26 protein-coding genes are annotated in these 24,661 nt (G+C 70.4%); 16 read left to right on the top strand and 10 right to left on the bottom strand.

Features of this window, described 5'->3' with window-relative positions; translation table 11 throughout:
* Positions 1-56 precede the first annotated feature (56 nt).
* Both KBZ08_RS10925 and KBZ08_RS10920 read left to right on the top strand, forming a co-directional pair.
* Positions 57-356, top strand: a complete 300-nt coding sequence (locus KBZ08_RS10925; protein WP_015110648.1) for a ferredoxin — start codon at positions 57-59, stop codon at positions 354-356.
* A gap of 78 nt (positions 357-434) precedes the next feature.
* Entirely contained in the window at positions 435-830 is a 396-nt protein-coding gene (locus KBZ08_RS10920; protein ID WP_106220501.1) for a hypothetical protein, read from the top strand.
* 67 nt (positions 831-897) lie between these two features.
* Here KBZ08_RS10920 and psbV read toward each other — a convergent pair whose 3' ends face one another.
* Positions 898-1,455, bottom strand: coding sequence for a photosystem II cytochrome c-550 (gene psbV / locus KBZ08_RS10915; protein ID WP_106220348.1), 558 nt, complete (start codon positions 1,453-1,455; stop codon positions 898-900).
* A gap of 96 nt (positions 1,456-1,551) precedes the next feature.
* Positions 1,552-2,499, bottom strand: coding sequence for a ribonuclease Z (gene rnz, locus KBZ08_RS10910; protein WP_254972918.1), 948 nt, complete (start codon positions 2,497-2,499; stop codon positions 1,552-1,554).
* 87 nt (positions 2,500-2,586) lie between these two features.
* On the opposite strand from rnz, the gene KBZ08_RS10905 reads away from it, so the two are divergent.
* Both KBZ08_RS10905 and KBZ08_RS10900 read left to right on the top strand, forming a co-directional pair.
* A complete protein-coding gene (locus KBZ08_RS10905) occupies positions 2,587-3,912 on the top strand; it encodes a SpoIID/LytB domain-containing protein (RefSeq protein WP_254972916.1) in 1,326 nt (441 codons plus the stop codon).
* Positions 3,909-4,682 (top strand): glucosamine-6-phosphate deaminase, encoded by a 774-nt coding sequence (locus tag KBZ08_RS10900; protein WP_261359294.1) that lies wholly within the window; start codon positions 3,909-3,911, stop codon positions 4,680-4,682. Before KBZ08_RS10905 ends, KBZ08_RS10900 begins: the two co-directional genes overlap by 4 nt.
* 33 nt (positions 4,683-4,715) lie before the next feature.
* Here KBZ08_RS10900 and KBZ08_RS10895 read toward each other — a convergent pair whose 3' ends face one another.
* Positions 4,716-5,492 carry a YebC/PmpR family DNA-binding transcriptional regulator gene (locus KBZ08_RS10895; protein ID WP_254972914.1) on the bottom strand — a complete coding sequence of 259 codons (777 nt, stop codon included), beginning with the start codon at positions 5,490-5,492 and terminating at the stop codon, positions 4,716-4,718.
* Between the two features lie 18 nt (positions 5,493-5,510).
* The gene (truB, locus tag KBZ08_RS10890) at positions 5,511-6,434 is read right to left on the bottom strand and encodes a tRNA pseudouridine(55) synthase TruB (protein WP_254972913.1); all 924 of its coding nucleotides are present in this window, start codon (positions 6,432-6,434) and stop codon (positions 5,511-5,513) included.
* 12 nt (positions 6,435-6,446) lie between these two features.
* Between truB and KBZ08_RS10885 the strand changes: the two genes are divergently transcribed.
* Entirely contained in the window at positions 6,447-7,208 is a 762-nt protein-coding gene (locus KBZ08_RS10885) for a queuosine precursor transporter (RefSeq protein WP_106220343.1), read from the top strand.
* Here the strand turns inward: KBZ08_RS10885 and rpmA are convergent.
* Both rpmA and rplU read right to left on the bottom strand, forming a co-directional pair.
* Positions 7,205-7,471, bottom strand: coding sequence for a 50S ribosomal protein L27 (gene rpmA, locus KBZ08_RS10880; protein WP_106220342.1), 267 nt, complete (start codon positions 7,469-7,471; stop codon positions 7,205-7,207). The genes KBZ08_RS10885 and rpmA overlap by 4 nt on opposite strands.
* A 52-nt stretch (positions 7,472-7,523) precedes the next feature.
* Positions 7,524-7,922, bottom strand: a complete 399-nt coding sequence (rplU, locus tag KBZ08_RS10875; protein WP_254972910.1) for a 50S ribosomal protein L21 — start codon at positions 7,920-7,922, stop codon at positions 7,524-7,526.
* A 149-nt stretch (positions 7,923-8,071) separates the two neighbouring features.
* On the opposite strand from rplU, the gene KBZ08_RS10870 reads away from it, so the two are divergent.
* From KBZ08_RS10870 to kaiC, 3 genes are all read left to right on the top strand, one after another.
* Positions 8,072-8,917 (top strand): circadian clock protein KaiA, encoded by an 846-nt coding sequence (locus KBZ08_RS10870; RefSeq protein ID WP_106220340.1) that lies wholly within the window; start codon positions 8,072-8,074, stop codon positions 8,915-8,917.
* Between the two features lie 9 nt (positions 8,918-8,926).
* Positions 8,927-9,286 (top strand): circadian clock protein KaiB, encoded by a 360-nt coding sequence (gene kaiB, locus KBZ08_RS10865; protein WP_106220339.1) that lies wholly within the window; start codon positions 8,927-8,929, stop codon positions 9,284-9,286.
* Positions 9,287-9,391: 105 nt separating this feature from the next.
* Complete coding sequence (gene kaiC, locus KBZ08_RS10860; RefSeq protein ID WP_106220338.1) at positions 9,392-10,936, top strand: circadian clock protein KaiC; 1,545 nt, start codon at positions 9,392-9,394, stop codon at positions 10,934-10,936.
* Between the two features lie 24 nt (positions 10,937-10,960).
* On the opposite strand, the gene KBZ08_RS10855 is transcribed toward kaiC, so the two are convergent.
* Genes KBZ08_RS10855 through purD form a run of 4 tightly spaced genes read right to left on the bottom strand, consistent with a single transcriptional unit; the run spans position 10,961 to position 15,987 of the window.
* Entirely contained in the window at positions 10,961-11,713 is a 753-nt protein-coding gene (locus KBZ08_RS10855) for a hypothetical protein (protein WP_254972906.1), read from the bottom strand.
* A 52-nt stretch (positions 11,714-11,765) separates the two neighbouring features.
* The gene (locus KBZ08_RS10850; protein WP_254972904.1) at positions 11,766-12,557 is read right to left on the bottom strand and encodes a hypothetical protein; all 792 of its coding nucleotides are present in this window, start codon (positions 12,555-12,557) and stop codon (positions 11,766-11,768) included.
* A 35-nt stretch (positions 12,558-12,592) separates the two neighbouring features.
* Complete coding sequence (locus KBZ08_RS10845; RefSeq protein ID WP_106220335.1) at positions 12,593-14,644, bottom strand: ATP-binding protein; 2,052 nt, start codon at positions 14,642-14,644, stop codon at positions 12,593-12,595.
* Positions 14,641-15,987, bottom strand: a complete 1,347-nt coding sequence (gene purD / locus KBZ08_RS10840) for a phosphoribosylamine--glycine ligase (protein WP_254972903.1) — start codon at positions 15,985-15,987, stop codon at positions 14,641-14,643. Before purD ends, KBZ08_RS10845 begins: the two co-directional genes overlap by 4 nt.
* Before the next feature lie 214 nt (positions 15,988-16,201).
* On the opposite strand from purD, the gene KBZ08_RS10835 reads away from it, so the two are divergent.
* From KBZ08_RS10835 to msrA, 8 genes are all read left to right on the top strand, one after another.
* Positions 16,202-17,302, top strand: a complete 1,101-nt coding sequence (locus KBZ08_RS10835) for a hypothetical protein (protein ID WP_254972902.1) — start codon at positions 16,202-16,204, stop codon at positions 17,300-17,302.
* On the top strand, positions 17,299-18,057 hold the full coding sequence (gene purC, locus KBZ08_RS10830) for a phosphoribosylaminoimidazolesuccinocarboxamide synthase (RefSeq protein WP_254972900.1): 759 nt from the start codon (positions 17,299-17,301) through the stop codon (positions 18,055-18,057). Before KBZ08_RS10835 ends, purC begins: the two co-directional genes overlap by 4 nt.
* A gap of 44 nt (positions 18,058-18,101) precedes the next feature.
* Positions 18,102-20,540: a BamA/TamA family outer membrane protein gene (locus KBZ08_RS10825; RefSeq protein WP_254972898.1), complete on the top strand. Its 2,439-nt coding sequence runs from the start codon at positions 18,102-18,104 to the stop codon at positions 20,538-20,540.
* A complete protein-coding gene (gene lpxC / locus KBZ08_RS10820; RefSeq protein ID WP_254972896.1) occupies positions 20,540-21,412 on the top strand; it encodes a UDP-3-O-acyl-N-acetylglucosamine deacetylase in 873 nt (290 codons plus the stop codon). The genes KBZ08_RS10825 and lpxC overlap by 1 nt, the downstream gene beginning before the upstream one ends.
* Before the next feature lie 97 nt (positions 21,413-21,509).
* Positions 21,510-21,938: a 3-hydroxyacyl-ACP dehydratase FabZ gene (gene fabZ / locus KBZ08_RS10815; RefSeq protein WP_043327381.1), complete on the top strand. Its 429-nt coding sequence runs from the start codon at positions 21,510-21,512 to the stop codon at positions 21,936-21,938.
* A gap of 19 nt (positions 21,939-21,957) precedes the next feature.
* On the top strand, positions 21,958-22,764 hold the full coding sequence (gene lpxA, locus KBZ08_RS10810) for an acyl-ACP--UDP-N-acetylglucosamine O-acyltransferase (RefSeq protein ID WP_254972895.1): 807 nt from the start codon (positions 21,958-21,960) through the stop codon (positions 22,762-22,764).
* A complete protein-coding gene (lpxB, locus tag KBZ08_RS10805) occupies positions 22,764-23,963 on the top strand; it encodes a lipid-A-disaccharide synthase (protein WP_254972894.1) in 1,200 nt (399 codons plus the stop codon). Before lpxA ends, lpxB begins: the two co-directional genes overlap by 1 nt.
* Positions 23,954-24,580, top strand: coding sequence for a peptide-methionine (S)-S-oxide reductase MsrA (gene msrA, locus KBZ08_RS10800; RefSeq protein WP_254972893.1), 627 nt, complete (start codon positions 23,954-23,956; stop codon positions 24,578-24,580). Before lpxB ends, msrA begins: the two co-directional genes overlap by 10 nt.
* Positions 24,581-24,661 lie beyond the last annotated feature (81 nt).

Here is a 24,661-nt window from a genome sequence, read left to right as displayed (position 1 = left end):
AAGGGCGGGTCCTACAGGCCCTGGCTGCCGGGTGTCTGTGAGCTCCAATCTCTTCCATGGCTTCCTACAAGGTCACCCTCGTCAATGAGAGCGAGGGCCTGAACAAGACCATCGAGGTTCCTGACGACCAGTACATCCTCGACGCCGCCGAAGAGCAGGGCATCGACCTGCCCTACTCCTGCCGCGCCGGCGCCTGCTCCACCTGCGCCGGCAAGCTCACCTCCGGCACCGTCGACCAGTCGGATCAGAGCTTCCTCGACGACGACCAGATCGAGGCCGGCTTCGTCCTCACCTGCGTCGCCTACCCCACCTCCGACTGCACCATCAAGACCCACACCGAAGAAGAGCTCTACTGAGCTCCTCGCCGGGCGGTCCGGTTGGATTGCCCCTTGAACCCCGCGTTCTTCTCCGCCACCCTCAGGGGTGGCTTTTTCATGGCACTTCAGGTGGACACCGTGCTGGCCTCCGGCAGCGAACATCCCAGCCCCGGCGGCCAGTACAGCTACCGGGTCCTGGGACCCTGCTGCCGCCTGTTCGATCGGGAGGAGCTGCCCTGGCCCTGCTGCCGCCTGGCCTGGCGCAGCAAGGAACCCAGCTGGCGTCGCGTCGGCCGCCGCTTCGTGCCCGACCTGGCCGCCCGCCGCTGCCCCTCCTACGCCGTGGAACTGCTGCAGCCGGGGGCCCGCCCCACGCGCACCGTGATCACCCTGTTCCCCCAGCGCCTGGCCCCCGCCCTGCAGGAGTGGTGGTACAGCAAGCTGCCCGCGTCGCTGGAGGCGGGCAACCTGGCCCCACCCCCACCGCCACCTCTCCCGGCCCCGGCCCCCTGAGCCGCCCGCGTCCAGCCACAAAAAAACCGGCCGGCCCAGGGCCGGCCGGCAACGGTGGGCCGGTCGATCAGAAGTAGATCTTGCCGCCGCCCCACTGGACGCCCTGGACCTTCGGGGCCACCAGGATGTAGCCGGCGATCAGACGCAGGTCCTCGTCGTCCAGATCGCGCATCTTCACGAACACGTCGCTGCTGCGCAGGCTGGGGTGCACGTCCGCGATGCTGTACTCCCCGTCGTAGGAGGTGGGGTCCTTCATGTAGTCGACCAGGGCCTCCACCGAATCCCGGGCCGGCGTGGCCAGGGCGAGGGTCTCGGGATCGAGCCCCACGTTCTGGTTGGTCTTGGTGATGCCACCGGCATGGCAGGTGCCGCAGCTTTCGTTGAAGAGCTTGCGGCCGGTCTTGACCTCCTTCTCGCTGAAGGTCACCAGGGTGCCGTCGGGGGAGACCGGCACGGTGAGGTCCTCGGCGCTCCACTGGGCCGCGGCCGCGGGGCCCGCGAAACAGACCAGCAGGGCCAGGGGAAGGATCAGCAGCGTCCGGACCACGGCACCGACGGCGCTGCGAAGGCGGGCGGTGCGAAGGGCGGCTGACAGCGGGGCGGCTGAGCGAAGGAGGGGGGCCATGGGAGAAGCCGGCGGAATGGCGGTCGGACCGCAACTGAGACCTTGTATCACGGGCGACGGGTCCCCCGGAACGGAATCACGCGAACTGTTGCAGGCTCAGCCCGCCGTCCCCACCGAGAGGCTGAGGAAGTCCTTCGCCACCAGCGTCTCGGGGAAGATCGCCCGGGCCTCGGCCACCAGATCATCGGGGGTCATGGGATTGCCCGCCACGTAGCGGGGGCTGAGGTGGGTGAGGACCAGCTGCTTGACCCCCGCCTCCAGGGCGGTCTGGGCGGCCATCGTGCTGGTGGAGTGCTGGCGGGCGATGGCCAGCTCCGCCTCGCCGTGGGAGAAGGTGGCTTCGTGGATCAGCAGGTCGGCGCCGCGGGCCAGGGCCACCGCCGCCTCGCTGAACACGGTGTCGGTGCAGTAAACGACGCTGCAGCCGGGCCGGGGCGGCCCGCACAGGGCCTCGCCGCGGATCACCCGGCCGTCGTCGAGGGTGACGCTGCGGCCGGCCTTGAGCTCGGCGTAGACCGGACCGGGGGGAATGCCCAGGGCCCGGGCCCGCTCCACGTCGAAGCGGCCGGGCCGCGGCTTCTGGTCCACCCGGTAGGCGTAGGCCGGCACCCGGTGGGTGAGGGCCGTGCAGCGCACCGTGATGTCGTCGTCGTCGAGCACCAGGGTGCCGCGGGCGGCGGCCTCCTTCACCCGGTGGGTGCGCAGGGGATAGCCGATGCGGGTCGAGGAGGTGCGCATCACGCCCTCCAGGTAATCGCGCAGCGGGTCCGGTCCGTAGAGGTCGATGCCCCCGCAGCTGCCCGCCAGCCCCAGGCTGGCCAGCAGCCCCGGCAGACCGAAGACGTGGTCGCCGTGCATGTGGGTGACGAAGATCCGGCGCAACTGGGACACCCGCAGGTCGCTGCGCAGGAACTGGTGCTGGGTGCCCTCGCCGCAGTCGAACAGCCACAGCTCGGCCCGCTGCGGCAGCCGCAGGGCCACGGCGGAGACGTTGCGGGCGCGGGTGGGAACTCCGGAGCTGGTTCCCAGGAAGGTGACCTGCACACCCTGGCTGCCTCAGAGCGCATGCTGCCACGCCGCCGGCCGGTGCGCTGTCTGGCGCCGTGGCATCGACAGGATGACCCGTCCAGAATGAGCCGTTGTCGCTCGCGCACCCTCGTGACCCTCCTCCGTTTCGGATGGCGCGCCGGCCTCTCGCTGGCCCTGCTTCCCGCCGCCGTCGCAGCAGCGGTCCCCACGGAGGCGCGGGCGCCGGCCCCCGTGGTGCGGGTGCTGCTGCGGGAGGCCCCCACCCTGGAGCTGGAGGCCGGCAGCACCGTGCTGCGCCTCGGCGACGCCACCGGGCGCACCCTGGCGGAGCTGGCCCCGGGGGCGCGGCTGCAGCTGGTGCGCAGCGGCCCGGCCCTGGAGGCCAGGCTGGAGGGGCCCACCGGCCCGCCCCGGCGGGTGGCGCTGCCCTCAGGCCAGGCCTGGATCGATCCGGCGCCGGGGCGGGGGAGCAGCGGAGAGGCCCTGCTGACCCTGCAGCAGCGCCGCTACCGCGGCCGGCTGCTGGTGCGCGCCGAGGGCGATCGCCTGCAGGCCATCAACCTGATCGATGTCGAGAGTTACCTGCCCAGCGTGGTCGGCAGTGAGATGCCGGCCAGCTGGCCGCTGGCGGCCCTGCGGGCCCAGGCGGTGGCGGCCCGCACCTATGCCCTGCGCCAGCGCCGTCCGGCGGAGCCCTTCGACCTCAAGGCCACCGTGGCCAGCCAGGTCTACAAGGGGGTGGAGGCGGAAACCGACTCCACCCGCGAAGCGGTGCGCAGCACCCGCTCCCAGGTGCTGGTGCACGGCTCCTCCCTGATCAACGCCGTCTTCCACAGCAGCAGTGGCGGCCTCACGGAGAACAGCGGCGAGATCTGGCGCCAGCAGCTGCCCTACCTGGTGAGCGTGCCCGATTACGACCAGTCCAGCCCGGTGCATGTCTGGCAACTGCGCGTCGAGCCCGACAAGCTGACCCGGGCCTTCCGGGAGATCGACGGAGCCTTCCGCATCGAGGTGCTCTCCACCACCAGCTCCGGCCGCATCCGCCAGGCCCGGGTGACGGGCCCCGGTGGCTCGCTGCTTCTCTCCGGCGCCGAGCTGCGCCAGCGGCTGGGCCTGCGGAGCACCCTGGCCCGGTTCGACTTCGAGGCGCCCCGGGCCGCCCCCTTCCCGCCGCCGCTCCCGTCCCTGCAGGGCGTCTTCACCGCCGAGGGGATCCGCTCCCTGGCCTCCGGCCTGGTGCAGGCCCCCTGGCAGACCCCCCGGCCGCCGGCGGCGCCGACCCTGCTGGTGAGCGGCCGGGGCTACGGCCACGGGGTGGGCATGAGCCAGTGGGGCGCCTACGCCCTGGCCCTGCGCGGCGAGGACTACCGGCAGATCCTCCAGCACTACTACCAGGGGGCCCGGATCCAGCCCTATTCCTCCCTTTGAGGCCCAACGCCATCGGCGCCCCGGCCGCCGCCTCCATCGCGCCGGTCGTGCTGGCCGATGCGGCGGCGGTGGCGGAGCGGGTGGCGGCGCTGCTGCTGGCCGATCGGCTGCGGCCGACCCTGCCCCTGGGTCTGGCCACCGGCCGCACCATGGAGCCCGTCTATGCCGCCCTGGCCCAGCGGCTGGGGTGCCTGGAGCCCGCCCTGGCCACCAGGGTGCGCGCGGACTGGAGCAGCTTCAACCTGGATGAGTACGTGGGGCTGGGGCCCCAGGATCCCCCCTCCTTCGCCGCCACCATGGCCCGCCAGCTGGTGGAGCCCCTCGGCCTGGACCCGGAGCGGGTGCGGCTCCCCGATGGGCGGGCCGGCGATCCCGAGGCCGAGGCCCGTCGCTACGGCGCGGCGGTGAGCGGCGCCGGCGGCATCGGCCTGCAGCTGCTGGGCCTGGGCCTCAACGGCCACGTGGGCTTCAACGAACCCCCCGCGGACGCGGCGGTGGCCTGCCGCTGCGTGACGCTCAGCGACCCCACCCGCCGCCAGAACGCCGGCGCCTTCGGCGGCGATCCGAACGCCGTCCCGCAGCGGGCCATCACCCTGGGGATGGCCGAGATCCTCGCGGCCCGCCGGGTGCTGCTGGTGGTGACCGGCGGGGCGAAGGCGGCGATCCTGCGCCGCGCCCTGGGGGAGCCCCCCACGCCGGAACTGCCCGCCAGCTGGCTGCAGCACCATCCCGCCCTCACGGTGATCGCCGACTCCGGGGCCATGGGCTGAACGTCTGCCGGGGCAAAGGCCGGGACGGCCGCCTCAGCCGGGCAGGGCCGCCTCCATCAGGGCCTCATCCGCTTCCAGGTTGCTGGTGACGCTGCGCACGTCATCCAGATCTTCGAGCACATCCAGCATGCGCAGGCAGGCGGCCAGCAGCGTGCCGTCCTCGAGGCGGCAGGGCAGGGAGGCGATCCAGCGGTGCTCCCAGCCGGCCAGCGGCAGCTGCAGGTCCCGGAGCCCGTCCTGAAGGGCTTCGAGGTCGGCAAAGGCGCCGAACACTTCCACGCCCTCGGCATCGATCTCGTAGCCCGCCGCCGCCGGCCCTCCCCGCTCCTCAAGGGCCAGCAGGTCCTCCAGCAGGCGCTCCTCATCGGCGCCGGGCAGGGCCAGCCGCACCACGGACCGCTGCTCGAACAGGTAGCTGACGCAGCCGGTCTCGCCGAGGTTGCCGCCGTGCTTGCCGAAGGCCAGCCGCAGGTCGGCGGCGGTGCGGTTGCGGTTGTCGGTGAGGGCCTCGATCAGCACGGCCACGCCCCCCGGTCCGTAGCCCTCGTAGCGCACCGCCTCGAACAGGTCGGCGCCGCCACCCCCCTGGCCGCTGCCCTTGGCCACGGCCCGCTCGATGTTGGCGTTGGGGAGCCCGGCCACCTTGGCCTTCTCGATGGCGGTACGCAGCTGGAAGTTGCCGGCCGGATCCGCACCGCCGCGGGCCGCCACGGTGATCTCCCGCCCCAGTCGCGTGAACAGCGCCCCCCGCCGGGCGTCCACCACCGCCTTGGTGCGCTTGATCTGGGCCCATTTGCTGTGGCCGGCCATCGCGAAGTCGCAGGGGGGTCAACCGGCGGCGTCGAACACCAGCCGGGGCAGGAGCAGGCCCTTGCCATCGGCCCGGGCGATGCCCGCAAGATTGCCATCCGGGGTGAGCACGGCGACGGGCCCCTCAGGCAACTGCTCCACCGTACGGGGCAGGGACCGGCCGCAGCGCCACGGCGACAGCTGGGCCGGATCGAGGCGCTGGCGCGGCAGGTCCACCAGCACATCCAGGGGGTCCAGCAGCGGCGGCAGGGGGCCGCTCGCCAGCCGCTCCATGGTGATGGCCTGGTGCAGACCGAAGCCGAGGGCGGCGGTGCGGCGCAGGCTGGCCAGGGCGCCGCCGCAGCCGAGGGCGTCCCCCAGGTCCCGCGCCAGGGCCCGCACGTAGGTGCCGGCGGAACAGCGCACCTCCAGCTCCAGGCGGCCGCGCTCGGCGTCCCAGCCCAGCAGGTCGAGGCCGTGGATCCGCACCGGCCGCGCCGCCAGCGCCACTTGCTCCCCCGCCCGGACCCGGGCGTAGGCCCGCTGGCCCTCCACATGCACCGCGGAGACCTGGGGAGGCACCTGGAGGATCTCGCCCCGGAAGCGCTCCAGGGCCCGCTCCAGGTCCTCGGGGCCGAGGGGCGGCACGGCCGTGCGTTCCAGCACCTCCCCCTCGAGGTCGTCGGTGCCGGTGCGCACGCCCAGCTGGACGGTGCCGCGGTAGGTCTTGTCGCCGGGCAGGTAGGGCAGCAACCGGGTGGCGGGGCCGAGGGCGATCGGCAGCACCCCGGTGACCGCCGGATCGAGGGTGCCGCCATGGCCCACCCGCCGCAGGCCGTAGGCCCGCCGCACCCGGGCGACGCCGTCGTGGGAGGTCAGGCCGGCGGGCTTGTCGAGCACCAGGAAGCCGCAGCCGTGGCGCGACGGCGGGGATGGCGGCAGCCTGGAAGGACCTTCTCCCATGCTCAGGCGCCGATGACGCTGCAGGACCGGCGCGAGGTCACCTTTCTGGTGCTGGCCGGCATCTTCCTGGGGACCATGGGCATGCTCAACATCCTGGGGCTGACCCGGTTCCTCCACCTGGGCAGCATCGGGTCGTTCCCGATCATCGTGGCGGTGGGGGCCCTGCCGTACCCCGTCACGTTCCTGTGCACCGACCTGATCAGCGAGATCTGGGGCGAACGGCGCGCCTCCCAGGTGGTGTGGGTGGGTCTGATGCTCAACGGCTGGATCGTCCTGGTGCTCTGGCTCGGTGGCATCCTGCCGGGCCTGGACGGATTCGGTGGGGTGGTGGGCCTGCCGGCCGACACCCACGCCGAGGGGGTGCCGGTGTTCTTCGAGGTGCGCCGGCTGGCCTTCGGCGCCGTGGGGGCCTCGATGGCCGCCTACATGGCCGCCCAGTTCACCGACGTGCGCCTGTTCCATTTCTGGAAGCGCTTCAGCAACGGCAAGGCCCTGTGGCTGCGGAACAACGGCTCGACCCTGATCAGCCAGGTGGTGGACACCTCGGCGGTGGTGCTGATCAGCCACTACGCCGCCCACGTGCTGCCGATCCGGCCGGACGAGCCGGTGCTCCCCCAGCTGGGCGTGTTCATCGCCAGCGGCTACGTGTTCAAGCTGGTGGCGGCCCTGGCCGACACCCTGCCCTTCTACCTGCTGGTGGGCTGGCTCCGGCGCTATCTGGAGGTGCCGGGGGACGGCGCTGAACTGGCGGACGCCCCCCTGCCGGGGGCCTAGGCGCCGACGGCGATGTTGATGCGCTTGCGGTTGCGCAGGCCGCGCTTGATGGATTCGAAGCTGACGACGCCGTCCACCAGTGCGAACAGGGTGTCGTCGGAACCGCGGCCCACATTGACGCCCGGGATCACCGAGGTGCCGCGCTGGCGGATCAGGATCGAGCCGGCGCTGACGGTCTCACCGCCATAGCGCTTGACGCCGAGGCGCTTCGAGTTGGAGTCGCGGCCGTTGCGGGTGGAGCCTGTGCCTTTCTTGTGGGCCATGGGAACGGGGAGACGGGTGAACGGGAGGGGGGAGGAAGAGGCTGGGGCCCGATCAGACGATCGACTTGCCGCCGACCTTGATCGACTGGACCATCACCCGGGTGAGTTCCTGGCGGTGGCCGTTCTTGCGGCGGGTCTTCTTCTTGGGACGCATCTTGTAGACGATGATCTTCTGGCCGCGGCGATGGGCCATCACCTTGAGCTCCACCGTGGCTCCAGCCACGTAGGGCTGGCCGAGGGTGGTGCCGGAGGCGTCCTTGACCAGGAGCACGTTCTCCAGGGTCACGGTGCTGTCGACTTCGGCGTTGAGGCGGTCGAGATCGACGTAGCGATCCGGCTGGAGCCAGAACTGCTGGCCGGACGCCTCGACGATGGCGTAGGCGCCGGTGGCGTCGCCCTGGGCACCGGCAGCGGGCGCGCTCAGGGGTTCCTTCTGGGAGGCTTGGGTCATCGCTCAGGGGGCGTGGCCAGGCTGGCGGCTGGAAGCCACCATTGGGCCTGGGCGCACGGAATCGAAAGACAGAACTAAGATCCTCCCGTCCGGGCCTCCCTTCCGTCAAGAATCAGCCCGGTCAGGGGAGCTCCCCGCCGCAGCGGTCGATGCCCCAGCCGGTTCTCAACATCCTCTCTCTCATCCAGACCCCGGCCCTGGCCGAGGCCTGCGGCCAGTGGCTCAGGGGCGGTCGCTACCAGCTGGTGCCGTTGGATCCCGCCGCCGGACCCCTGGAGCAGCTGGAGCAGCGCCGCGAGGACTTCGACGGCATCCTGCTGGAGGAGGGCGCCGTCGATGGCAGCTTCTTCGGCAGCCTGCACGACCAGGGCCTGGAGCTGCCGGCCGTGCTGATCGGCCCGGTGGACGGCGAGGTGAAGTTCCACGAGGCGGAGGTCCGCCTGCCCCCCGACCAGCTGGAGCAACTGAGCTACAGCCTGGACGCGGCCGTCTCCCGGTTCCTGCGCAGCAACACCCTGCCGGCCGACAGCGAAGTCAAGGCGGCGACGCACGACGGCTGGAAACTGCCGAACCGGCTCAACGGACGGCTCGGGTACCTGGGGGTCTATTACAAGCGGGATCCCTCCCGCTTCCTGCGCAACCTGGAGGACGGGGAACGGAACGAGCTGCTGGACTCCCTGCGGCGCACCTACCGGGACCTGCTGATCAGCTACTTCAAGAACCCCGCCGCAGCCAATCAGGCGATTGAAAGCTTCGTGAACACGGCCTTCTTCGCCGATCTGCCGATCACCAAGATGGTCGAGATCCACGTGAATCTGATTGAGGAGTTTCGCAAACTGCTGATGCTCAAGGGACAGAAGAACGATTTCCTCCAGGACTACCGTCTGGCCCTGCTCGATGTCATGGCGCACCTCTGCGAAATGTATCGACGCTCCATCCCTCCCGACCTGCCGATCGTGCCCGCCGCCGCCGAATCCTCCAGCCCCACCACCTGAGCCCCAGCCATGACCTTCCGCAAGACTTACATCCTCAAGCTCTACGTGGCCGGCAACACGCCCAATTCGATGCGGGCCCTCAAGACACTGCGCGACATCCTCGAGTCGGAGTTCCGAGGCGTCTATGCCCTGAAGGTGATCGACGTGCTCAAGAATCCCCAGCTGGCGGAAGAGGACAAGATCCTGGCCACCCCGACCCTGGCCAAGATTCTTCCCCCACCGGTGCGCCGGATCATCGGCGATCTCTCCGACCGGGAGCGGGTGCTGATCGGCCTCGATCTCCTCTACGAAGAGCTCACCGAGGATTTCCAGCTCGACGTCGACGATCTCGAAGCCGGCGGTGTGCCCTCCACACCGGAATCCTCCTGAGCCCCGATCAAGGCCCGACTCAGGCCCGCTGCCACCCTCCCCGCCTGCGCTCCCAGGCTCGACCCCGATTCCCTTCCGACCCCACGCCCCTCTTCCATCTCTTCGATGCAGGATCCCAACGACCACGCCGCCGCTGCCAATCGGATGCAGATGCAGAAACTTCCGACGGGGATCGAAGGTTTCGATGACATCTGCCATGGCGGGCTGCCGATCGGCCGATCGACCCTGATCAGCGGGACATCAGGAACCGGCAAGACCGTCTTCTCCCTGAATTTTCTCTGCAACGGCATCCGTCAGTTCAACGAACACGGCATTTTCGTCACCTTTGAGGAATCCCCCCTCGACATCCTGCGCAACGCCTCCAGCTTCGGCTGGAATCTGCAGGAGATGGTCGAGCAGAACAAGCTGTTCGTTCTCGATGCCTCCCCGGATCCCGATGGCCAGGAGGTGTCCGGCAGCTTCGATCTCTCCGGCCTGATCGAGCGGATTCACTATGCGATCCGCAAATACAAGGCGCGGCGCGTGGCGATCGACTCCATCACCGCCGTCTTCCAGCAGTACGACGCCATCTCCGTGGTGCGGCGCGAGATCTTCCGGTTGATCGCCAGGCTCAAGGAGATCGGTGTCACCACGGTGATGACCACCGAACGGGTCGATGAGTATGGGGCCATCGCCCGCTACGGCGTCGAGGAATTCGTCTCCGACAACGTGGTGATCCTGCGCAACGTGCTGGAGGGTGAGCGGCGGCGGCGCACGGTGGAGGTGCTCAAGCTGCGCGGCACCACCCACATGAAGGGGGAATTCCCCTTCACCATGGGCAGCCACGGCATCAGTGTCTTCCCGCTGGGGGCGATGCGCCTCACCCAGCGTTCTTCCAACGTGCGCCTCAGCTCCGGCGTGCCCCGGCTCGATGAGATGTGCGGGGGTGGCTTCTTCAAGGACTCCATCATCCTGGCGACCGGCGCCACCGGCACCGGCAAGACCCTGCTGGTCAGCAAGTTCGTGGAGGATGCCTGCCGCAGCAAGGAGCGGGCGATCCTGTTCGCCTACGAGGAATCCCGCTCCCAGCTGCTGCGCAACGCCACCAGCTGGGGCATTGATTTCGAGCAGATGGAGCAGGACGGCCTGCTCAAGATCATCTGCGCCTATCCGGAATCCACGGGCCTCGAGGATCACCTGCAGATCATCAAGACCGAGATCAGCCAGTTCAAGCCGTCCCGGATGGCGATCGATTCCCTCTCCGCCCTGGCTCGGGGTGTCAGCCACAACGCCTTCCGGCAATTTGTGATCGGGGTGACGGGCTATGCCAAACAGGAGGAGATCGCTGGATTCTTCACCAATACGTCCGAAGAATTCATGGGAAGCCATTCGATCACCGATTCCCACATCTCCACCATCACCGACACCATTCTGCTGCTGCAGTATGTGGAAATCCGCGGCGAAATGGCCCGGGCTCTGAACGTGTTCAAGATGCGCGGTTCCTGGCACGACAAGGGCATCCGGGAATTCGTGATCACCGGCAACGGGCCGGAAATCAAGGATTCCTTCGCCAACTTCGAGCGCATCATCAGTGGGGTGCCCCATCGCATCACCACCGACGAACGGGCCGATCTGGGCCGGATCATGCGCAGCATGGACGGGGAGAGCTGAGCCGCCGCATCAGCCCCCCCATCTTCAGCTGTGCAGCGCCCGCTGGTTGGAGCGGTGGAAGCGGGCCATCAGCAGGGGCCCCAGCACGCTTCTGAAATGGCGCGTGATCTGTTCACGGCGCTGGTTCAGGACCGGTGCGGCATGGTTGGCCTCGACCAGGGACGGCGGGGCTCCGATCGCCTGCAGGAAGCGGGGCAGCAACCCTTCCGCTCCCACTGCCCGGTCATAGTCGAGGAGCTGCAGCGGCGAATCCGAAAGGCCTCGCCACCTGCGAACAAAGGCACGTTGATCGCAGAACTTGGAATAACTCCTTCCCCACAGAAGAAAAGGGAGGGCGAAACCGGGATAGCCCAGGCGGGCCCGCAGCCCGGATCGCTTCAGCTCGCAGTACAACGACTCCAGATAATCGTCCACACGACGCAGAAACATCAGCCAACTCACGGTATGTCCCTCCGCAAGGAGGCTTGCCTCCAGCCGTCTCAATCGATCGGGCCGCACGACCAGCAGACTGAGATCCTCGCAACTGATGACCGCCCGGGGCAGCGGACAGCGCCGCAGCTCCTGCACGAGCTCGTCCAGTCCGCCGTGGGCCGGATTCCAGCGCTTGTCTTCGAGCAGCTCGAAAGCAAGCTGATGGTGACCGGACTCCGGGGAATAGGTTCCCGCTGTCGGGACGTAGATGCCCACGGCCTCAAGATCTGCCGCCCGCCGCCTGAGGAAGGCCTGGATGGATGTGCTCCCCGTCTTGTGGTCACCAATATGGAGGAACAGATGCATCGACGGGAGATGGCGCCGGGGGCCCGATCCTACGCGTCATGCCGAGGGTCGCTCAGCCATTGATGACACGCCGATTGCCGCGCTGGAAGCGGGCCATCAACAGCGGCCTCAGGAACCTCCGGTAGCGGCGTGTGACGTGCTCCATCCGGCTGTTGAGTCGGGACTGTTCGGAGACTGCGGTGGCGATGAGGGCCTCAGGAGCACCGAGGATGGTCAGGAAACAGGGCAGAACACCCTGCCTGGCCAGGGCCTGGTCGTAGTCGCGCAGCAGCAGCCGGGAGGCCGACAGCTGGCGCCAGCGGCGGGCAAAGGCCACAAAATCGAAGTAGTGGACGGAACCGCCGAATCGCTGCGTCTGTCGATATTTTCCCCAGGCCAGGATGGAGAGAACGAAGCCCGGGTAGCCGAAGCGGGGGCGCACCCCACAGCCCCAGAGGGTGGTGTAGAGGGATTCCGAATAGTCGTCGACGCGGCGCAGGAACACCACCCAGGTCAACGTATGTCCCTCCCGCCGGAGGGTCGATTCCAGACGACGCAGCGCGTCCGGCTTCTCCACAAGACAGCAGAAATCTTCGCTGCTGATGACAGCTTTCCTCAGGGTCGGAGAGCTGTCGGCCAGACGCAACTCGTCGACGAGTTCCTGCAAGCCTCCGAGGGTGGGATCGTAGCGACTGTCACCGGCCAGCTGGAAGGCCAGATTGTGATGGCCGGAGCTGTCACAGAGGGTGCCGGCCGAGGGAACCAGGAGGCCGGAGTCGGCGAGCTCACGGGCCCAGGTCCTCAGACAGGCCTGCAGGGATGTGGTTCCTGTCTTGTGGGTTCCGATATGGACGAAGACATGCATTCTCTGTGGGAGAGGCCGGAATGGCCAGCGCGAGCCTACGCGGGGATTCTTCGGTCCGCTTCGATGTCGGCCAGGGAGGCCGAGCGCTCCGCCTGGACCCGGAGTTCATCACCGTCGGCCTCCTCCAGGGGCAGGTCGAACCAGAAGGTGGTGCCCACGCCGGGCTCGCTGGCCATCCGGGCCTGGCTGCCGTGCTTCTCGAGGATGCCCCGCACGATCGAGAGTCCCAGCCCGGTGCCGGCCTCGGTATGCACGGCGTTCTCGACCCGGAAGAAGCGCTCGAAGATCCGCGCCTGGTCGGCCTCGGAGATGCCGCAGCCGGTGTCGGCGATCTCCACCCGCAACCGCGGCAGCCGCGAGGTGAGGGTGCAGGAGGGATGGGCCTCCGGTCCGCCGGCGGGATCCAGCGGGCAGTGGTCGGGCCAGGGATAGGCGCGCAGCAGCAGCTGGCCGCCGCTGCGGGTGAACTTGAGGGCGTTGCCCACCAGGTTGTCGAACACCTGCAGCAGCAGATCCCAGTTGCCCCGCACCCGGGGCAGGTGCTGATCCCCGCTGAAGAGCAGCATCACCCCCTTCTCCTCGGCGTTGAGCCGGTAGGTGCGCAGGGTCTGCTCGATCGCCGGCGCCAGGTCCATGGGCTCCAGCTGCCAGACCCGGTCGGACTCCAGCCGGGACAGGTCGAGCACGTCGGTGACCAGGCGGGAGAGCCGGTCGGTCTCGGCATTGGCGATGCTCAGGAACTCCTTCTGCTGCTCGGCGCTGAGCAGGTCGCCCATGTCATGGAGCGTCTCCACATAGCTCTTGATGTTGCACAGGGGGGTGCGCAGCTCGTGGGACACGTTGCTGATGAAGCGGCTCTGGGCGGCGTTCAGCTCCACCTCCCGGGTGAGGTCCTGAATCGTCATGGCGATGCCCTTGAGGGTTTCGCCGCTGGCATCCCGCACCGACTGGAGCACGATGCGCAGGGTGCGGGGGGGGTCCCCGAAGCTGCAGCGCACCTCGGTGGTGTCCCGCTCGCTGCTGATCAGGCTGGCGAGGGGAACGTGCAGCTCCATCGCCAGCCGGTCCGGCAGCTCGGCTTCCAGGTCGCTGCCCTCCAGGTTGCGGCCCTCCCAGCGGAACAGCCGGCGGGCGGTGGGGTTGGCCAGCACGATCCGGCCCTCGGCATCGAGCAGCACGGCGCCGTCGGCCATGGTGGCGATCAGGGACTGCTGCTTCACCTGGGCGGCGGTGAGCTCCTCGATGTTGGCGGCCTTGTAGACCTCGAGCTGGGAGGCCATCGTGTTGAACCCGTTGAGCAGCTCCCCCAGCTCACCCCCCACCGGCAGGGCGATGCGGGTCTCGAAGTTGCCCCCGGCGATCGATCGCACCCCCCGCAGCAGCTCCTTCACCGGCTGGGTGATGGTGAGGGCGTTGAACACCGAACCCAGGATCACCAGCACCCAGATGGAGATGAACACCGCCACCGTCACCTCCCGGGTGAGGGCGGCGCTGGCCAGGAGTGTCTCGTTGGGGTTGATGCCCAGGGCCACCACCCCGAGATAGCGGCCGTCGCTCACCATCGGCACGAACACGTCGGTGACCTGGCCGTCCGGGGTGAGGTGCTGGCGGATCAGGGGGTTGTCGGGGCGGCGCTGGATGTCGGCCGGCAGCTCCAGGCGGCGGCTGAGCACCCGCTCCCCCATGCCGGTGCTGCCGCCCATCGGGATGCCGAGGTAGATCACCCCGTCGGAATCGGCGAAGAAGATGTAGCGGAGGCTGCGGCTGGACTGCCAGAAGCGTTCGGCCACCGAAGCCAGTTCGCGGTCGTTGCCCTCCGCCACCAGGGGGGTGACGTTGGCCGACAGCAGCAGACCGAGATCCCGGGCGAAGCGGGTGTCGCTCATCCGGGCATCGCGCTGGATGCCATTCAGGGCCAGGAAGGTGATGCCCGTCATCAGCAGGCTCACCACGAGGGTGGCGACCGCCAGCAGCTTGGTCTGGAGGCTGAACTCGGCCCACCAGCGCTGCAGGCGCGCCCGCCAGAGGCTGAAGGAGCCGGCGGCCTCGGTGCCGCCCAGGGTGGGGCCGGAAGCGGAGGGGGTCATGGCAGGGCCGGGCGTCGCGTCCGCACCTGGTGGCCGATGTCGCGGCGGTAGACCATGCCCTCGAATCCCACCCGTCCCAGACCGTCGTAGGCCCGCTCGAAGGCGGTGTCGAAGTCGTCGGCCTGGGCCACCACCGCCAGCACCCGGCCGCCCGCCGTGACCACGGGGCCCGCCTCGCTGCGGCGGCTGCCGGCATGGAACAGCTGCAGGTCAGGGGCGTCCCCCAGGTCGCCGTCGATCGGATCACCGCGACGCACTTCGCCGGGATAGCCCGCGGCGGCGGCGATCACGCAGGCGCTGCAGCGCGGTTCGATCGTCAGCGGGGGGGCCTGCTCGAGGCGGCCGGTGGCGCAGGCCAGCAACACCTGGGCCAGTTCCGGACCGAGCAGGGGCATCAGGGTCTCGCACTCCGGATCCCCGAAGCGGCAGTTGAACTCGATCACCCGCAGGCCCTCCTCGGTGAGCATCAGGCCGGCGAAGATCACGCCGCGGTAGTCGATGCCCCGGGCCCGCAGGGCCGCCAGGATCGGCTCCAGCACCCGCTGGCGCACCTGCTCCATGCCCGCCGCATCCAGCAGTCGGGCGGGGGCGTAGGCCCCCATGCCGCCGGTGTTGGGACCGGTGTCCCCCTCGCCGATGCGCTTGTGGTCCTGGGCCGGTGGCAGCAGCACCATGGAGCGGCCGTCGGTGAGGGCGAACACCGACACCTCCGGCCCGTGCAGGCGCTCCTCCAGCACCAGGGAGGGGGCGGCGGCTTCCCCGGGGGCGGCGCTCTGGAAGCGGCCGGCGAACACCTCCTCGATGGCCTCCCGGCACTGCTCAAGGCTGTCGGCCACCGTCACGCCCTTGCCGGCGGCCAGGCCATCGGCCTTCACCACCAGGGGACGGCCATGGCGTTCGAGGGCCTCCAGGGCCTGCTGGCGATCCGTCGCCGCCCAGTAGCCGGCCGTGGGCACGCCCGCTTCCTGCATCAGATCCTTGGCCCAGCGCTTGCTGGCCTCCAGCAGGGCCCCGTCGGCACCGGGGCCGAAGACCGCCAGCCCCTCCGACCGCAGCCGGTCCGCCAGGCCGGCGGCCAGGGGCGCTTCCGGGCCCACCACCACCAGGTCGATGGCGTGGGCGCGGCAGGCCGCCGCCAGGGCGCCATGGTCGCTCTCGGCGATGGGCAGCTGGCCGCAGCCCGCCAGGGCGGTGGTGCCGCCGTTGCCGGGGGCCACCAGCACCTGCTCCACCCCGGGGCAGCGCGCCAGGGCCCAGCCCAGGGCGTTCTCGCGGCCACCGCCACCCACCACCAGGATCCGGGCCGGCACCGGGGACGGGGGGGAAGGGTCGGTCACGGTCAACGGGGCCACGGGGCGGAGGGGACGCGGAAGGGGGGTGGATCGGGGAGGAGAGCTCCCCTAGGTTGTGCGCCGGCGCGGGTGCTGCACCGGTCGCCCTCACCAGCCTTGCTGCCACTCCCCTTTGCCATTCTCCCCGACCGCCGCCTCGACCGCCGTCCCGCCCAGCGGATCCGGACCCAGCCCCGTCCCGCCGGCGCGCCGGCCGATCCGCGGCGTGTCCGTTCTGGGTGTCCTCGGTGCCCTGGCCCTGCTGGGGGCGGCGACGGGACTCCGGCCGGCTGCCGCCCTTGCTGAGGCCACCGCCCCGGCGGAGGCGGCGGCCCCCGGCCCGGCTGCTTCGCCACCGGCCGCTCTCGAGGGCAGCCCCGGCGGGCCGGGGGAGGCCGCAGCCGAAGCCACGGAGCCGCCGCCGCTGCTCTCCGACGCCGCCTTCGCCGACCTGCTCCGCGATGGGGATCTCGAGCAGCTCGACGCGGCCTGCCGGCAGAGCGCCGAGGCCGACCAGCTCGAGCGCCTGCGGCAGCTGCAGCAGCGCCTGCTGACGCTCCATCCGGCCCCCCAGCCCCTGGAGGTGGTGCTGGCGAACGCCGATGTGCTGCTCAGCTGCCGGGCGCCCAGCGAGGCCATGGACGTGCTCAACCGCTTCGGACCGGCCGCCGGAGCGGAGCGGGTGCAGTGGCTGCAGCTGCAGTGGCGGGCCGCCGCCGCCGGGCTGGACCACCGCCGGGCGGCCCTGGCCCTGGAGCGCCTGAGGAAGGAAAGCGGCACCTCCCTCGAGGCCATCGCCCTGCCGCTGCAGCGCCGGGAGGATGGCACCGTCATCAGCCGTCCGGCCCTGGAGCTGCTGGCCCTGCACCTGGAATCGCGGGGCTTCCCCCGGGTCGGCGGCGAACTGCTGGTGCGGGCCCGCCAGGGCGGCCTGGCGGGGGCCCTGCGCCTGCAGCAGGCGGTGGGGATGCTGGCGGAGCTGCCGGCGGCCCAGCGGGAGGCCCTGCTGGAGGCGGCCCTGGAGCAGGCGGCGGCGGCGGGCGCCTGGGGGCTGGTGGCGGAGCTGCTGGACACCCAGGCCGCCCTGCCGTCGGATCGGGCCGTGGCCCGCCGCCTGCGGCTCAGCGGCCGCATCGACGACGCCTACGGCGAATGGCGCTGGCGGCGCGAAGATCCCGCGGCGGCGCCGCGCACCCGCCAGCTGGAGATCCGGCTGCGCTCCCCCCGGGATCCGGGCGGCCACGCCGCCGATCTGCCGGTGCCGGCGACGGAACCGGGCCCGACTCCTGCCCCAGCCCAGACCCAGACGCCGACCCCTGCCACATGACCCTCTCCCCTGCCACCGGCCCCCTCCTTTACGAAGGCAAGGCGAAGCGGGTGTACGCCACCGACCGGGACGACGTGGTGGCGGTCGAGTACAAGGACGACGCCACGGCCTTCAATGCCCTCAAGAAGGCCCAGCTGCTGGGCAAGGGGGCCCTGAACTGCCGCATCTCGGCCCTGCTGTTCGAACATCTGGACGGGCTGGGGGTGCCCACCCACTACCTGGGACTGCACGGTGAGCACTGGATGATGGTGCGTCCGGTGCGGGTGGTGCCGGTGGAAGTGGTGGTGCGGAACATCGCCGCCGGTTCCCTCTGCCGCCAGATGCCGATGGCGGAGGGCACTCCCCTGGAGCCGCCCCTCCTGGACCTGTACTACAAGGACGACGCCCTGGGGGATCCGCTGCTCAGCGAAGCGCGGCTGGAGCGCCTGCAGCTGCTCACACCCGACCAACTGGAGGCAGTCCGGAAACTGGCCTTCCGGGTCAACGATGCCCTGCGCGATCTCTTTGCCCGGGTGGAGCTCGAACTGGTGGATTTCAAGATCGAACTGGGGTTCACCGCCGACGACACCCTGGTGGTGGCAGACGAGATCAGCCCCGACACCTGCCGCCTCTGGAAACGGGCGGTGAGCGATGCGCAGGAGCGGATCCTGGACAAGGATCGATTCCGACAGGACCTCGGCGGCGTTGTCGAGGCCTACGGGGAGGTCCTCAAACGGGTCCAAGGGGTCTGTCCCGAACCACGGGTCTACGGGTAAGGTCAGCGGGATTTTGCGGCCTGGCCGCACTGCAGACGACATCCATGATTGGCGTTCGCCTCGGCAGGCCCCACATCCTTCGAAGCGTCACGCCCAGGGCGGCGACCGCCTCCCTTCCTCTCCTGGTGGCCCTGCTGCTGGCCGGAGGCCAGGCCCGGGCCGCCGAAAGTCCCCCCGGCCAGGGCCAGACCCCCGTCGGCTCCCAGGCCCAGCCCCCCACCGGCACCGTGGCCCAGGCCGGCGCCGATCCCTTCGCTGACCCGCCGGAGGCCACCCCGCCGGCCGGGGCGACCCCGGTGACGCCCGCCCCCGGCGCCACCCCCGCCAGCCCGGCCCCCGCTCCGGCACCTGCACCCACCGCCACCCCCGGGGCGACCCCCGGCCCGCCCGCCGCCAGCGACGATCGGCCCGGCAGGCCTTCCCTGGCGCCGGCCCCCGCCCCCTCCGCCTCGGCCGAACCCCGGGTGCTGATCAGTGAGGTGGTGATCGAGGGCCTGGCCGACCATCCCGAGGCTGAGCGGCTGGAGCTGGCGGCCTATGGCGCCATGGTGGTGACCCCCGGCAACAGCATCACCCGCAGCGAGCTGGAAAGGGACCTGCAGGCCATCTACGCCACCGGCTGGTTCTCCGACGTGCGGATCCAGCCCCAGGACGGCCCCCTGGGGGTGCGGCTGGTGGTCTCGGTGGTGCCCAACCCGGTGCTCACCAAGGTGAGCCTGGATCCGGCCGACGCCAAGGTGCCGGAGACCGTGGTGCAGGAGACCTTCGCCGGTGATTACGGCAAGACCCTCAACCTGGTGACCCTGCAGGGCCGCATGCAGGAGCTGCAGAAGTGGTACGCCGATCAGGGCTTCTCCCTGGCCCGCGTCACCGGCCCCTCCCGGATCGGCCCCGACGGCGACGTGCAGCTGCTGGTCCGCCAGGGCACGGTGAAGGGCGTGGAGGTCCAGTTCCTCAACAAGGAGGGCTCGGCCACCAACGACAAGGGCCAGCCCATCAAGGGCAAGACCAAGGAGTGGGTGATCACCCGGGAGATCTCCATCAAGACCGGTGAGATCTTCAACCGCCGCAATCTGGAGGACGACCTCAAGCGCCTCTACGGCACCGGCCTGTTCAGCGACGTCAAGGTGACCCTGCGCCCCGAACCGGAGGATCCCGGCTCGGTGGTGATCGTGCTGGGGGTGGTGGAGCAGTCGACCGGGTCTCTGTCGGGGGGTCTGGGCTACAGCCAGAGCCAGGGGGTCTTCGGCCAGATCCAGGTGCAGGACAGCAACCTGTTCGGCCGGGCCTGGGACCTCTCCACCAGCTTCACGTACGGCCAGTTCGGCGGCCTGGCCGACATCTCCTTCAGCGACCCCTGGATCAAGGGGGACAAGTACCGGACCGCCTTCCGCTTCAAGGCCTTCGTGAGCCGGGACGCCCCCCAGGTGTTCCAGAGCCAGAACAACGGCAACTTCTTCACCGTCTCCGACTTCTACCAGGCCCCGGGCACCGAGGTCGCCTACAACATCTTCTCGCCCTTCAACCCCCTCCTCGAGGCCTTCCCGTCGGTGACGGCGGCCCGGATCGCCGCCGAGACCAGCGGCCAGAACCTCAGCTGGTTCCAGTTCGACGGCAACAGCGTGCTGATCCAGCGCGTCGGCGCCAACGTCCAGTTCGTGCGTCCCCTCAACGGCGGCAACCCCTTCAAGCGGGCACCGTGGACCGTGCTGCTGGGGCTGACCGGCCAGGTGGCGACGCCGATGGACTTCTCGGGCACCTCCCGGCGCTTCGCTCTGGCCACCCCGAACGAGGCCACCTCGCTGCTGGCCGCACCCACCAGCTCGATCATCTGCGTGGCCTACAACTGCGCCGCCCGCAACCAGCTGGTGGGCCTGCGGCTGGCGGCGACGATGAGCACCCTCAACGATCCCCGCAACCCCACCCAGGGCAACTTCCTCAGCATCGGCACCGAACAGTTCTTCTCGGTGGGCCCCGATTCCCCCACCTTCAACCGGATCCGGGGCAGCTTCACCCACTACATCCCGGTGCGCTGGCTGAAGTTCTACAAGGGCTGCCGGCCCAAGGCCGGCGAGACCGAGGACTGCAAGCAGGCCCTGGCCTTCCAGGTGTCCGCCGGCACGGTGATCGGCGACCTGCCGCCCTATGAGGCCTTCTGCCTGGGTGGCGGCAACTCGGTGCGGGGCTACTTCGACTGCGATCTGGGCGTCGGCCGCAGCTTCGGCGAAGCCACGATCGAATATCGCTTCCCCCTGTTCAGCATCGTCAGCGGCGAGCTGTTCATCGACGGCGGCACCACCTTCGGCAGCCAGGCGAAGGTGCCGGGCAACCTCGGCGGCCTGCTCAACAAGCCGGGCTCCGGCTTCTCGATCGGCACCGGCCTGATCGTCACCACCCCCGTCGGCCCGCTGCGCCTGGAGGTGGCCAGCCAGGACTTCACCGGCGAGTGGCGCTTCAACCTCGGCGTGGGCTGGAAGTTCTAGTGACCAGCTGGCCCAGCGACTATCGCCAGGCCTGGACCCTGCGCTCCAGCGTGGAGCGCTCCGGGGTCGGGCTGCACAGCGGCGCCGTCTCCCGGGTCCGGCTCGGCCCGTCGGAGCGGCCCGGCTACTGGCTGGGCTGGCTGGACGCCCCGGAACTCCCGATGCAGCGCCTCGGCCCCGCCCAGGTCAGCGACACCCGCCTGTGCACCTGCCTGCAGGTGGGTGAGCGCCACCTGGCGACGGTGGAGCACCTGCTGGCGGCCCTGGCCGGCACCGGGGTGAGCCAGGCGGAACTGTGGGTGGAAGGGGAGGAGATCCCCCTGCTCGACGGCTCCGGCCTGCCCTGGGTGGAGGCGATCGCCGAGGCGGGCCTCCGCGACCGGGGCGAGCGCCTCGAGCCCCCGTTGCCGCCGCTGCCCCTCACCCTCGGCCAGGGGCTGGGGTTCGTGGCGGCCCTGCCCAACGACCGGCTGCGTCTGGCGGCGGCGATCGAGTTTCCCCAGGCGGCCATCGGCCGCCAGCTCTATGCCCTCGATCTCACGCCGGAGAGTTTTGTGGCCGAGATTGCCCCGGCCCGCACCTTCGGCTTCCGGGAGCAGGTGGAGCAGCTGCTGGCCGCGGGCCTGATCCGGGGTGGTGCCCTCGACAATGCCCTGGTCTGTGATGGGGACGACTGGGTGAACCCGCCCCTGCGCTTCGCCGACGAACCGGTGCGCCATAAGCTGCTGGACCTGCTGGGAGATCTGGCGTTGGTGGGCCTGCCGAGGGCCCACGTCTTTGCCTACCGCGGTTCCCATGGCCTGCACACCGCCATGGCCGCGGCCCTTGCGTCCCAGGCGCCCCGCCTGCCCGTACCCGTACCGACCCACTGAATCCTTGACCGTTCTTCCCTCCGCCGCTCCCGAGGCCGCCCCGGCCCCATCCCCCGCCACGCCCGCTGGCCCCGCTGCGGACACGACCCGGGCCGTGGTGCTCAGCAGCGAACAGATCCTCAACCTGCTCCCCCACCGCTACCCCTTCGCCCTGGTGGATCGGGTGGTGGAGTACGTCCCCGGCCAGCGGGCGGTGGCCCTGAAGAACGTCACCTTCAACGAGCCCCAGTTCCAGGGCCATTTCCCCGGCCGCCCCCTGATGCCGGGCGTGCTGATCGTCGAGGCCATGGCCCAGGTGGGGGGCCTGATCGTCACCCAGATGCCCGATCTGCCCAAGGGCCTGTTCGTCTTCGCCGGCATCGACGGCGTCCGCTTCCGCCGACCCGTCGTGCCCGGCGACCAGCTGCTGATCACCTGCGAGCTGCTCAGCCTCAAGCGCAAGCGCTTCGGCAAGGTGCACGCCACCGCCACGGTCGATGGCGAGCGCGTCTGCTCCGGCGAGCTGATGTTCTCGCTCGTGGACTGACGCGATGTCGAGCACAGCCATGACGACATCCGTCCACCCCACGGCCCTGGTCGATCCGAGGGCCCTGCTGGCCCCCGGGGTGGAGATCGGCCCCTATGCGGTGATCGGTCCGGAGGTGGAGATCGGCGAGGGCAGCCGCATCGGTCCCCATGTGGTGATCGACGGGCGGGTGCGGATGGGCAAGGGCAACCGGATCTTCCCGGGGGCCTGCATCGGCCTCGAACCCCAGGACCTCAAGTACGGCGGTGCCCCCACCGAAGTGGTGATGGGCGATGAGAACACGATCCGGGAGTGCGTCACCATCAACCGCGCCACGGCTGAAGGGGAGCGGACCGTGCTGGGCAACGGCAACCTGCTGATGGCCTACAGCCACATCGGCCACAACTGCCAGCTCTCCGACCGCATCGTCATCGCCAACGGGGTGGCGGTGGCGGGCCACGTGGTGATCGGTGAGCGGGCCGTGATCGGCGGCGTGCTCGGCATCCACCAGTTCGTCCACATCGGCAGCCTGGCGATGGTGGGCGGCATGAGCCGCATCGACCGCGACGTCCCCCCGTTCATGACGGTGGAGGGCCACCCCGGCCGCATCCGGGGACTGAACCGGGTCGGGCTGCGCCGCAGCGGCATGGCCCAGCTCGACGACGGCGCCCAGTTCCGCCAGCTCCAGGATCTCTGGACCCTCATCTACCGCAGCGATCTGGTGCTGGCCGCCGCCCTGCGCAAGGCCCGGGAGCGGCCACTGCTGGCCGCGGCCGACGAGCTGTGCGCCTTCCTGGAGGCCTCGGTGGGGCCGGGCCGGCGCGGACCGCTGCCGGCCCAGCGCTGATGGTGCGACTGCTGGTCAGCACCGGGGAAGTCTCCGGTGATCTGCAGGGATCCCTGCTGGTCCAGGCCCTGCACGAGGAGGCCGCCCGCCGGTCGCTGCCCCTGGACGTGGTGGCCCTCGGCGGCAGCCGCATGGAACGGGCCGGGGCACGGCTGCTGGCGGACACCACCAAGCTCGGGGCCATCGGCCTGTGGGAACCGATCCCCCTGGTCATTCCCACCCTCAAGCTGCAGGCAAGGGTGCGGCGCTGGCTGAAGCAGCACCCCCCCGACGCCGTGGTGCTGATCGACTACATGGGGGCGAACGTGAACCTGGGCCTGCGCCTGCGGCGGCTGTACCCCGATGTGCCCATCACCTATTACATCGCCCCCCAGGAGTGGGCCTTCCGCCTCGGCGACGGTGGCACCACCCGGCTGATCGGCTTCACCGACCGCATCCTGGCGATCTTCCCGGAGGAGGCCAGCTTCTACGCCGATCGGGGCGCCCAGGTCACCTGGGTGGGCCACCCCCTGATCGACACCCTGCAGCAGCGGCCGTCGCGCCAGGAGGCCCGCCAACAGCTGGGCCTGCCGGCGGAGGCGCCGGTGCTGCTGCTGCTGCCCGCCTCGCGGCGGCAGGAGCTGCGCTACGTCCTGCCGCCCATGGCCGCCGCGGTCGCCCTGCTGCAGCGGCGCCATCCAGATCTGCAGGTGCTGCTCCCCGCCGGCCTGCCGGGGTTCGAGGCGTCCTTGCAGCACGCCATGGAGGCCGCCGGGGCCACCGCCGTGCGGGTGATCCCCGCCGGTGAGGCCGACGGGCTGCGGCCGCTCCTGTGTGCCGCCGCCGATGCCGCCCTGACCAAATCCGGCACCGCCAACCTGGAGCTGGCCCTGCGGGGCGTGCCCCAGGTGGCCGGCTACCGGGTCAGCCGGCCCACGGCCTTCCTGGCCAAGCATGTGATCCACTTCAACGTGGAGCACATCTCGCCGGTGAACCTGGTGCTCGGCGAACGGCTCGTACCGGAGCTGCTGCAGGACGCCTTCACACCGGAGGCCATCGTCGCGGCCCTGCTGCCCCTGTTCGATCCGGCCTCCGGGGCGCGGGAACGGGTGCTGGAGGGCTACGTTCGTCTCAGGCAGAAGCTCGGTGAGCCGGGCGTCACCCGCCGGGCCGCGACGGCGATTCTGGAACCCTTCCCGGGACACCCCCCATGCGACTGATCGCCCTGCTGCTTGGCCTGCTGCTGGCCCTCGGCGGGCCGGTGGCCCCGGCCCTGGCGGCCACCGAGGAGGCCGTGCTGGCCGGCGGCTGTTTCTGGTGCCTGGAACATGATCTGGAGGTGCTCCCCGGGGTCCTCGACGTGGAGAGCGGCTACAGCGGCGGCAAGGGGGCCAACCCCACCTACCGGCAGGTCTCCGCCGGGGGAACCGGCCACCAGGAGGCGGTCCGGGTGCGCTTCGACAACACCGAGATCCGCTACGACACCCTGCTGCGGGCCTACTGGCGCAACATCGATCCCCTCGACGGCGGCGGCCAGTTCTGCGACCGCGGTGATTCCTACCGGCCCGTGATCTTCACCACCAGCGCCAACCAGGCCGTGGAGGCCCGCAACAGCCTGGTGGCGGCCGCCCGGGAACTGGGCAAGCCGGCGGCGGCGATCAAGGTGGCGATCCGGCCCCTGGCGAAGTTCTGGCCGGCGGAGGGCTACCACCAGAACTACGCCAAGCGCAATGGCGTCCGGTACAACTACTACCGCTGGTCCTGCGGCCGCGACCGGCGCCTGGACGCCGTCTGGGGCCGGCGGGCCCGCACCAGCCAGCGCTGGAAGGGCGGCTGAGCCCATCGCCGCTGCCCCTCCGCCTGGCTCCTCAGGCGGGGCTGCATCGGTTGTGCTGCCGATCACACGCCGGGGAAACCG

It is taken from the genome of Cyanobium sp. Candia 9D4, assembly GCF_024346155.1.
Taxonomy (GTDB): domain Bacteria; phylum Cyanobacteriota; class Cyanobacteriia; order PCC-6307; family Cyanobiaceae; genus Cyanobium; species Cyanobium minutissimum.
Note: the sequence above shows the minus strand (reverse complement) of the source record. Positions and strands in the feature narration are given on the sequence as shown.

Coding starts and splice junctions, on each gene's coding strand:
- KBZ08_RS10925 (WP_015110648.1), top strand. CDS start 57: ATGGCTTCCTACAAGGTCACCCTCGTCAATGAGAGCGAGGGCCTGAAC.
- KBZ08_RS10920 (WP_106220501.1), top strand. CDS start 435: ATGGCACTTCAGGTGGACACCGTGCTGGCCTCCGGCAGCGAACATCCC.
- psbV (WP_106220348.1), bottom strand. CDS start 1,455: ATGGCCCCCCTCCTTCGCTCAGCCGCCCCGCTGTCAGCCGCCCTTCGC.
- KBZ08_RS10905 (WP_254972916.1), top strand. CDS start 2,587: ATGAGCCGTTGTCGCTCGCGCACCCTCGTGACCCTCCTCCGTTTCGGA.
- KBZ08_RS10895 (WP_254972914.1), bottom strand. CDS start 5,492: ATGGCCGGCCACAGCAAATGGGCCCAGATCAAGCGCACCAAGGCGGTG.
- truB (WP_254972913.1), bottom strand. CDS start 6,434: ATGGGAGAAGGTCCTTCCAGGCTGCCGCCATCCCCGCCGTCGCGCCAC.
- KBZ08_RS10885 (WP_106220343.1), top strand. CDS start 6,447: ATGACGCTGCAGGACCGGCGCGAGGTCACCTTTCTGGTGCTGGCCGGC.
- rpmA (WP_106220342.1), bottom strand. CDS start 7,471: ATGGCCCACAAGAAAGGCACAGGCTCCACCCGCAACGGCCGCGACTCC.
- rplU (WP_254972910.1), bottom strand. CDS start 7,922: ATGACCCAAGCCTCCCAGAAGGAACCCCTGAGCGCGCCCGCTGCCGGT.
- KBZ08_RS10870 (WP_106220340.1), top strand. CDS start 8,072: ATGCCCCAGCCGGTTCTCAACATCCTCTCTCTCATCCAGACCCCGGCC.
- kaiB (WP_106220339.1), top strand. CDS start 8,927: ATGACCTTCCGCAAGACTTACATCCTCAAGCTCTACGTGGCCGGCAAC.
- kaiC (WP_106220338.1), top strand. CDS start 9,392: ATGCAGGATCCCAACGACCACGCCGCCGCTGCCAATCGGATGCAGATG.
- KBZ08_RS10855 (WP_254972906.1), bottom strand. CDS start 11,713: ATGCATCTGTTCCTCCATATTGGTGACCACAAGACGGGGAGCACATCC.
- KBZ08_RS10850 (WP_254972904.1), bottom strand. CDS start 12,557: ATGCATGTCTTCGTCCATATCGGAACCCACAAGACAGGAACCACATCC.
- KBZ08_RS10845 (WP_106220335.1), bottom strand. CDS start 14,644: ATGACCCCCTCCGCTTCCGGCCCCACCCTGGGCGGCACCGAGGCCGCC.
- purC (WP_254972900.1), top strand. CDS start 17,299: ATGACCCTCTCCCCTGCCACCGGCCCCCTCCTTTACGAAGGCAAGGCG.
- KBZ08_RS10825 (WP_254972898.1), top strand. CDS start 18,102: ATGATTGGCGTTCGCCTCGGCAGGCCCCACATCCTTCGAAGCGTCACG.
- lpxA (WP_254972895.1), top strand. CDS start 21,958: ATGACGACATCCGTCCACCCCACGGCCCTGGTCGATCCGAGGGCCCTG.
- lpxB (WP_254972894.1), top strand. CDS start 22,764: ATGGTGCGACTGCTGGTCAGCACCGGGGAAGTCTCCGGTGATCTGCAG.
- msrA (WP_254972893.1), top strand. CDS start 23,954: ATGCGACTGATCGCCCTGCTGCTTGGCCTGCTGCTGGCCCTCGGCGGG.